This is a genomic window from Segatella salivae DSM 15606, assembly GCF_000185845.1.
In the GTDB taxonomy this organism is placed as follows: Bacteria; Bacteroidota; Bacteroidia; order Bacteroidales; family Bacteroidaceae; genus Prevotella; species Prevotella salivae.
Map to the genome: position 1 here is coordinate 1,597,595 of NZ_GL629647.1, position 625 is coordinate 1,598,219.

The following is a 625-nucleotide window of genomic DNA, read 5'->3' on the forward strand; positions in this document are numbered from 1 at the left end:
CATGATGAAAATTCTCACCACGCAACTCGGTACGAGTTGTTCCTTTGATAGCTCGGGGTTGGCGAGGAACGAGCCTACCCCGGGTAAACATTCGCAAGGAGATTCAACGCCATAGGTGTTGAGCTTTTTCTGTGAGGGCATGCTTACAATGAAATATTTTATGGCGGATTAATCAAAGAAACCGCAACACCTATGGCGTTGTTCCCCACACAACATACTCTCACCCAGGGTAGCCTGCACTATCGTTTGGCAACCCTGGGCTATCAAAAACGCAACACCTACGGCGTTGAAACGTTCAATCCGTATCATGAATTACGTTATCTTGCGCCTAAAATTATGATGGATTGCGCCGAAAAGCCATCGGTTTTATGTCAATATTCCAATGAATATATGCGTCATGGTGAATGTTACAACGATGCAACTCGGTACGAGTTGTGCTTTTGATAGCCCGGGGTTGGCGAGGAACGAGCCTACCCCGGGTAAACGTTCGCATGGGGATTCAACGCCATAGGTGTTGAGCTTTTTCTATGAAGACATGGTTATAGCGAGGATATTTATGGCGGTTTGCGCTTAGAAAGCGCAACACCTATGGCGTTGTTCCACGCAAATCATACCCAAACCCAGG

General features: G+C 47.0%; 2 protein-coding genes. One reads left to right on the top strand and one right to left on the bottom strand.

Features of this window, described 5'->3' with window-relative positions:
* Positions 1–168 precede the first annotated feature (168 nt).
* A complete protein-coding gene (locus HMPREF9420_RS14390; protein WP_155813723.1) occupies positions 169–309 on the bottom strand; it encodes a hypothetical protein in 141 nt (46 codons plus the stop codon).
* Between the two features lie 73 nt (positions 310–382).
* On the opposite strand from HMPREF9420_RS14390, the gene HMPREF9420_RS14845 reads away from it, so the two are divergent.
* Complete coding sequence (locus HMPREF9420_RS14845; RefSeq protein ID WP_081457435.1) at positions 383–511, top strand: hypothetical protein; 129 nt, start codon at positions 383–385, stop codon at positions 509–511.
* The last annotated feature ends 114 nt before the right edge of the window (positions 512–625 follow it).